The 7,442-nt window shown below is 69.2% G+C and carries 8 protein-coding genes; 6 read left to right on the top strand and 2 right to left on the bottom strand.

Annotation, left to right across the window (positions count from 1 at the left end; translation table 11 throughout):
• Positions 1–145: 145 nt before the first annotated feature.
• Positions 146–1,462, bottom strand: coding sequence for a serine hydrolase domain-containing protein (locus DM816_RS38625; protein ID WP_117215443.1), 1,317 nt, complete (start codon positions 1,460–1,462; stop codon positions 146–148).
• 120 nt (positions 1,463–1,582) lie between these two features.
• Here DM816_RS38625 and DM816_RS38620 point away from each other — a divergent pair, with 120 nt between their 5' ends.
• From DM816_RS38620 to DM816_RS38605, 5 genes are read left to right on the top strand one after another with little or no spacing between them, the layout of a single operon-like run.
• Positions 1,583–2,014 carry an NfeD family protein gene (locus DM816_RS38620; RefSeq protein ID WP_246002614.1) on the top strand — a complete coding sequence of 144 codons (432 nt, stop codon included), beginning with the start codon at positions 1,583–1,585 and terminating at the stop codon, positions 2,012–2,014.
• Positions 2,014–3,039 carry an SPFH domain-containing protein gene (locus DM816_RS38615; protein WP_117215442.1) on the top strand — a complete coding sequence of 342 codons (1,026 nt, stop codon included), beginning with the start codon at positions 2,014–2,016 and terminating at the stop codon, positions 3,037–3,039. The genes DM816_RS38620 and DM816_RS38615 overlap by 1 nt, the downstream gene beginning before the upstream one ends.
• A gap of 4 nt (positions 3,040–3,043) precedes the next feature.
• Positions 3,044–3,844 carry a TrmH family RNA methyltransferase gene (locus tag DM816_RS38610; protein ID WP_117215441.1) on the top strand — a complete coding sequence of 267 codons (801 nt, stop codon included), beginning with the start codon at positions 3,044–3,046 and terminating at the stop codon, positions 3,842–3,844.
• A gap of 15 nt (positions 3,845–3,859) precedes the next feature.
• Entirely contained in the window at positions 3,860–3,982 is a 123-nt protein-coding gene (locus DM816_RS45415; RefSeq protein WP_281274404.1) for a hypothetical protein, read from the top strand.
• A 14-nt stretch (positions 3,983–3,996) separates the two neighbouring features.
• Positions 3,997–5,583, top strand: coding sequence for a PucR family transcriptional regulator (locus tag DM816_RS38605; protein WP_117215445.1), 1,587 nt, complete (start codon positions 3,997–3,999; stop codon positions 5,581–5,583).
• Between the two features lie 2 nt (positions 5,584–5,585).
• Here DM816_RS38605 and DM816_RS38600 read toward each other — a convergent pair whose 3' ends face one another.
• Entirely contained in the window at positions 5,586–6,212 is a 627-nt protein-coding gene (locus DM816_RS38600; RefSeq protein ID WP_162908274.1) for a class I SAM-dependent DNA methyltransferase, read from the bottom strand.
• Positions 6,213–6,326: 114 nt separating this feature from the next.
• On the opposite strand from DM816_RS38600, the gene DM816_RS38595 reads away from it, so the two are divergent.
• Positions 6,327–7,442, top strand: a 1,116-nt coding sequence (locus tag DM816_RS38595; RefSeq protein WP_117215444.1) for a bifunctional 3'-5' exonuclease/DNA polymerase, incomplete at its 3' end; no start/stop codon positions are given.

Below are 7,442 nucleotides of genomic sequence, written 5' to 3'. Positions count from 1 at the left end.
GCCGTGCTTTTGCGCGGTTAAGGTCGGCGCGCAGCGTCCGACATTGACCGCTGCGGGGGTTGGGGTTTTAACTTTGTTCAGGCGAAGCCGTGCTTTTGCGCGGTTAAGGTCGGCGCGCAGCGTCCGACATTGACCGCTGCGGGAATCACGGTTCGCGTGTGTGCACGAATGTGGCGATGTCCAGTTCGGACGGTCGGCCGTCGGCGTCGCGCCGCACGCGCATCAGCTCGCCGTCGTTCATCCCGCTGAGGCACCGCCACACGTCGTTGCCCTCGCTCACAAACAGCCACGGCTTGATGCCTTCGGGGGCGGCGGTGAGTGTGCCTCCGACCGGGTCTGCCGTGACGAGCAGACGCCGGCCCATCCACCACCACACGCCCGCGAGCTCGTGCCGCAGGTCAGTGTCCACAATGGCCGGTGGCGTCCACGGCTTGGTGCGTGGCGGTTCGGCGTCCAGGACCATCGTCAGCAGGCGCTGGTTGACCTCCGCGATGCGGCGCCCCTGCAACGTGTAGGCGCCGGCGAAGACCACCGTGCCGGTACGGCTGGGCCGGTGCACCAGCAGGTGGGCCAGATAGCCGGGCATGGACCCGCCGTGGCCGGCGAACACACGCTCGCCGCGCCGGTACAGCTCGATGCCCAGGCCGTGCCCGGCGGTCCAGGCGTCAAGATCGCTGATGACGACCGGCGCGCACATCTCGGCCATCGTGTCGGCGGACAGCACGGCCGGGTCGGGATCGGCCAGGAACGCCGCCCACTTGGCCATGTCGGCGGCCGTGGACCACAGCTGACCGGCGGGGGCCATGGCGCGGGTGTCGGTGCGGGGCTCCTCGCGCAGCGTGCCGTACCACGGGTGCACGACGTAGCCGCGGGCGAACGGCTCGACCTCAGTGTGGCTGGTGCGCACCATGTTGAGCGGCTCGAACAGGCGCTTGTGCGCGACGTCGATCCACTCCCCGCTGGACAGGCGCTGCACGACCGCGCCCAGCAGACCGTACGCGAGGTTGGAGTAGTGATACGACCGGTGCGGGGGATAGGCGATCTTGTCTGGTGTGAGCGCGGACAGGAACGTCTCCAGATCCGTGCCCTCGCTCCGCTCCCACCACTGTCCGTCGGGCTCGCGCTGCAGGCCCGACACGTGCCCGAGCAGCTGGCGCAGCGTGATGGCGGAGCCGACGGGGGTACCGGGAAGATGTCTATAAAGAAGATCGTCCAAGGCGAGCTTGCCCTCGTCGCGCAGCTGCAGCAGCAGCACGGCCGTCAGGGTCTTGGTGATCGAGCCGATCCGGAACTGTGTGTCGCGCGTCGGAATCTCGCCGGTCGCCGGGTCGGCGCCGAACGCTCCAAAGTGGACCATCGCGCCGTCGCGGATGACCGCCCCAGCGACCGTCGGTGCCCGGCCGTCGGCCTGAGTCTCGGCCAGCAAATCGTCCACCCGGCGGGCAGTCTGCGGCAGCAGCATGGAACCTCCCCTTCGTCCTGGAGTACCAACGGCGACCCACCCTACGGCGTTATCGGTCCTTCGGCTCGTTTCTGGTATGGGGGAATCGCGCGGGTGGCGTGGGCATGACACCATCTGGGCGTGGACCAATTCTGGATCTGGTGGCTGGTCGCGGCGGGCGCATTGGTCGTCGCTGAACTGTTCACGGGAACTTTCGTCTTGCTGATGCTGGGCGCCGGCGCGTTCGCCGGCGGGATCGTCGCGGTTGCGGGTGGCCCCCTGTGGCTGCAGGCGCTGGTGTTCGCGGTCGTCTCCACGTTCGCCCTGTGGCTGGTGCGCCCGTGGATCAACAAACGGCTGGAGCGCGGCAAGCAGGAAACCGGCCTGGCAAGCATCGAAGGCGCCGACGCGACCGTGGTCGAGCGGGTCGAACCGGGTCGTCACGGCATGGTCAAAATTGAGGGCGAGCTATGGCGGGCCCGCCCATACGAGGCGGATAAGACATATGATCCAGGCGAGCGCGTCCGCGTCGCCAAGGTAGACGGAGCCACCGTTTTGGTGTGGAGGGATTAATGGACTTTTTTCTCATTCTGATCGGGGTGATCGCCCTGATCGTCTTGATCACCCTGGTCAGGATGATCAAGATTGTGCCGCAGCAACGCAACGACGTTGTGGAGCGGCTCGGCAAGTACAACCGCACGCTGACGCCCGGCCTGAACATCCTGGTGCCGTTCATCGACCAGGTGCGGACCAAGGTCGACCTGCGCGAGCAGGTGGTCAGCTTCCCGCCGCAGCCGGTGATCACGTCCGACAACCTCGTGGTGTCGATCGATACCGTTCTCTATTACCGGGTGACCGACCCGTTCCGTGCGACGTACGAGATCGCCAACTTCATCCAGGCGATCGAGCAGCTGACCGTCACGACACTGCGTAACGTCATCGGCTCGATGGACCTTGAGCGCTCGCTCACCAGCCGCGACGTGGTCAACAGCCAGCTGGCGTCGGTGCTCGACGAAAACACCGGCCGCTGGGGCATCAAGGTGACCCGCGTCGAGCTCAAGGCGATCGAGCCGCCGCCCAGCATTCGCGACGCGATGGAAAAGCAGATGCGCGCCGAGCGGGACCGGCGGGCCGCGATCCTCAACGCCGAAGGCGTCAAGCAGTCCCAGATCCTGACCGCCGAGGGCGACAAGCAGGCTGCCGTGCTGCGGGCCGACGGCGACCGGCAGGCCCGCATCCTGCAGGCCGAGGGCCAGGCCAAGGCGATCAAGCTGGTCGTGGATGCCATTCACGTCTCGGAGCCCGACAACAAGGTCATGGCTTGGCAGTACCTGCAAGCGCTCCCGCAGATCGCCTCGGGCGCGTCCAACAAGCTGTGGATCATCCCGGCCGAGGTCACGAAGCTGCTCGAAGGCATCTCCGCGCGATTCGGCGATCTGGTCGAGTCGCCGGATGCGGCGGCCAAGGCCAAGGAGGTCGGGGACGTCAACGAGCGTGAGGCCCAGCGCATGTCGGAGGAAGCCGCGCAGGCGGTCAAGGCGGTCGAGCAGTCGGCGGCCGAAGCCCAGCGAACGACGCCCCCGGCTACGGCATCATGAGGTAGTGGAGGTAATCAGCGACGCGGGCGACGAACGGATCTCCGACTACCGCGCACTGACCGATGTGGAGCTGCGCACCCGATGGGAACCGCCGCACGGGCTGTTCATCGCCGAGGGTGAGCTGGTGCTCCGGCGGGCACTGCGCGCCGGATATCGTCCGCGTTCGATCCTGGTCGAGGCCAAGCGCTTCGAGCAGGTGGCCGACCTGGAGGGCGCCGCACCGATCTACGGGGCGGCGCCCTCGGTACTGGAAGAGATCACCGGATTCCACGTGCATCGTGGGGTGCTCGCGAGCTTCCACCGCAACCCGTTGCCGCCGGCGTCCGAGGTGCTGGCGGCCGCCCGGCGGGTCGTGATCCTGGAGGACATCAACAACCACACCAACATCGGGGCCATCTTCAGGGGTGTTGCGGCGCTTGGCATCGACGCGGTGCTGCTGTCGCCCACGTGCGCGGATCCGTTGTACCGGCGCAGTGTGCGGGTCAGCATGGGGGAGGTGTTCGCCATCCCGTACGTGACGCTGGCGCCCTGGCCGGACGGGCTCAAGCTGGTGCGGGACGCGGGCTACACGCTGCTGGCCATGACGCCCGATCCGGAGGCGATCCCGTTGCAGGAGCTCGGTTCGCGGGAGCGGCAGCGGCCAGCGCTCCTGCTCGGCGCGGAAGGGCCGGGGTTGTCCCGGCTCGCATTGGAGGCCAGCGACTTTCGCGTGCGCATCCCCATGCGCCGCAACGTCGATTCGCTCAACGTCGCCGCCGCCACGGCCGTCGCCTGCTGGGAACTCACTCGCACCGACCCGCTGTAGCGACCATGCTGACACGTGCGTCCCGTCGTCGATGCGCTCGAGCACGAGTTCGGTGACGCCGAGCTCGGCCACGTGGCAAGCCAAGTCGCGCAGACCGTCCCGTGTCTTGGCCACCACGACGTGACAGGTGCCCGCTGAGTAGAGTTGTGATCATGTTTCCGACCGTGCGCGAGGTGATGACGCTCGATTCCGTGCGGATCGGTGCCCCCCGGCTCGTGGCCGGGGAGGCGGGCCTGGACCGGCCGGTGCGCTGGGTGCATTCGAGCGAGGTGCCCGACATCGCGAGCCTGCTGCGCGGGGGTGAACTCGTGCTTACCACGGGGATCGGGCTGCCCGCCGACGACCAGGGTGTGCGCGCCTTCGTCAATGATCTGGCCGGGGTGGGCGTGGCCGGGCTGGTGGTCGAGCTCGGAAGGCGTTACACCACAGGCGTTCCCAAGGTGATGGCCGCGGCGGCGGAGAAGCGCGGGCTGCCGCTGATCGAGCTGCGGCGCCCGACCCCGTTCGTGCCCATCACCGAGGCCGTGCACAGCCTGATCGTCGACTCGCAACTGCAGGAGTTGCGCGCCACCGAGGAGATACACCAGCGGTTCACCGAGCTGAGCGTGGAGGGTGCCGACCCGACCGAGGTGGTGCATCAGGCGGCACAGCTGTCCGGCCGCCCGGTGGTGCTGGAAAACCTTGCCCGCCAAGTGCTGGCATACGACGCGGCGGGGGAGCGGGCCGAGATGCTGCTGGACAACTGGGAGCAGTTGTCGCGCCAGGTGAAAAGCCCGACCAGGACCAGTTACGACCCCGATGAGGGGTGGCTCGCGACTACCGTGGGTGCCCGCGGCCAGGACTGGGGCAGGCTGCTCATGCGCATCGATGGGCCGCGGCAACCGCCGACCCGGCTCGTGATCCTGCTCGAACGGGCTGCGAGCGCGCTCGCCCTCGGGCGCCTGATCGAGCGCGACGCCGAGGGTCTGGCCCGCCAGCTGCACGGCACGCTGCTGTCCGCGCTGCTCGAACACAGCCTGCCGGTGGACGAGGTGGCCCTGCGCGCCCGTGCACTGGGCGTGACATTCGAGCGGCGCAAGCTCGTGGGGGTTGTCGTGCGCCCGGAGCACGCCGACCCGGAGGTCCTGCGTGACCTGTCGGAGGCGGTGTTCCGGGCGATGCGCGAATCGGGGCTGGACGGCCTGATCAGCCCGCTGGACAACCGCGCTGTGGGCGCGCTGCTCGCGCTGAAGCCGGGCGCCGACACGACCCTGAAGGCATTTGCGTCCGCGTTGCGGCGCGGGCGGTCGGATGTGCTCATGATCGCCGCCGGGTCCGAAGTGGACGGTCTGCGGGAGGCGCGGCGTTCGCTGATCGAGGCGCGCCAGGTGGCGCAGGCCGCGCGGCACGACCCGACCGCGGCCGAGGTCCACCGTCTGCCGAATGTCGGCCTGGCCGGGCTGCTGTATCTGCTGCGCGATGAGCCGCGCCTGCAAACGTTCGTCGAGCGGCAGCTCGGTGCGCTGCTGGCGCATGACGCGCAGCACCCGAGGGAGCCGCTGCTGCCCGTGCTCCGGGTCTATCTCGAAAGCGGGCGCAACAAGTCGACCGCAGCCGTGACCGCGCACATGTCCAGGCCGGCGTTCTATGAGCGGCTCGCGCGGCTGGAGCGCATCCTCGGCGTGGACCTGGAATCGGTGCCCGCCTGCTTATCGTTGCACGTGGCGCTGCTCGCGCTTGACGCCATCAGGGACACGTGAGGTCACATTGTCGGGGTGACGAAGCACCGCGCGTAGAGGTGTGTCTGCTGTGGAGTGTCCGGTGTGGACCGCACGGATGGCTCGGCGATCAGCGTGTCAACCGTGAAACCGTGGCGGCTCAACAGGTCGCGCAGCTCGCTGCGCGGATAGGCGGTGAGCGGCACGGGAACGCCAAGGAAGTCGCGCATCAGGTAGTCGGTATCACCCTCGACCATGCCGATCACCAAGACCGCCCCGGCTGCCAGCACGCCCCGGATCGCGTCGAGGGCCTTGCCCACGCCCACGCGGTCGAGCATGAGCAGCGAGAAGAACGCGGCCGCCCCGTCGAAGCGGCCTTGGCGCGGGTGCAGGCCCTGCAGGTCGTGCATTTCGCGCTCGAAGAGGATGGCGTTGGGCACGTTCCGGCGGGCGATCTCCAGCATGACCGGTGAGCTGTCGACGCCAACCACGGTGCAGCCGGCGTCGGCCAGCTGGCGGGCGGTCGGGACGCCGGTGCCGCAGCCGACGTCGAGCACGACCCACTCGCCGCGCAGGTGCTCGATGAGCCACCGGCCGGCCTCGACCTGCCCTGGCTTCTCGGCGAACACCTCGCTGTAATGCTCGCCAATCACATCAAAAGCCCTGCTCACGTCTCTATACTCCGCAATTTTTCATCGCGAGGCGGTGAAAACGCTGACTACTCCCGCTCAACCACACGCTGCGAGAGAACTGTCAGACCCCGTGGGCAGAATGGCAGCGTGGCGATGGTGGCATTGGCGGGCGAGCTGCTGCAGCGACTCGACGATTTCGGTGAGCCGCTTGCCCCGCCCCAGCCTGCCCACGACCTGCGCGCGATAGAGGAGGCGGAGCGCCCGCGCTGGCTATGGGCGTCCAGCGAGCATGTTTACCCGAAGCTTCTGTCCGATGGCGTGCGCGTGCGCCGCTGCCACGATCTCGAGCTGGTCGAAGGGATCCTGCTCGCCTACGACGGGCGTTATGGCGCGCCGCGCAACGTGCTGGCCGCGCACGCCCGATTATCGGGCGGTCGCGAGCCGCCCGACTCGCCGCCGCAGAGCGGCACGCTGTTCGAGCCGCTGGCCGTGGCCTCGCTGGACATGTTGCGAGAGGTGTACAAAGCCCAGCGACGCCGATTGGAGGGGCCCCTGCGCCTGCTGGCCGCGGCCGAGTCGGCCAGTGGGCTGATCGCGGCCGAGATGGGCCACGACGGGCTGCCGTGGAGTGCCGACGTGCACGACGAGCTGCTGCACGAGCTGCTCGGTCAGCCCGTGGGCGGGGGCATGCCGCGCAAGCTGGCGGCGCTCGGGGCCACGATCGCCGAGATGCTCGACGCGCCCGGACTGCACCCCGACTCCCCGGCCGAGCTGGTGCGCGCCCTGCGCCGGGCGGGGGTGGACGTGCCCAACACCCGCTCGTGGACGCTGAAGCGGCACGACCATCCCGTGATCCCGGTACTGGTCGAGTGGCGCGAGCTGTATCGCATCTGGACCGCGCACGGCTGGTCGTGGCGCCAGCAGTGGGTGCGCGACGGGCGGTTCCGGCCCGCATACGTCCCGGCGGGCGTGGTGTCGGGGCGGTGGGCGACCCGGGGCGGCGGCGCGCTGCAGATCCCGAAGGCCGTGCGCGGCGCGGTCCGGGCCGACGACGGCTGGAAACTGGTGGTTGCCGACGCGGGCCAGCTGGAGCCGCGCATTCTGGCGGCCGTCTCGCAGGACGAGGGCCTGGGCCGGGCGGCCGCCGAGGGCGACCTCTACACCGCGCTGGCCCCGTCGTTCGGCGGTGACCGGGCCAAGGCCAAGCTGGCGTTGCTCGGCGCGATGTATGGGCAGACCGGCGGGGCCGCCGCGCCCGCGCTGGCCGTG

The organism is Allorhizocola rhizosphaerae, assembly GCF_003426775.1.
GTDB classification, from domain to species: domain Bacteria; phylum Actinomycetota; class Actinomycetes; order Mycobacteriales; family Micromonosporaceae; genus Allorhizocola; species Allorhizocola rhizosphaerae.
This window is presented reverse-complemented; position numbering and strand designations above follow the sequence as displayed.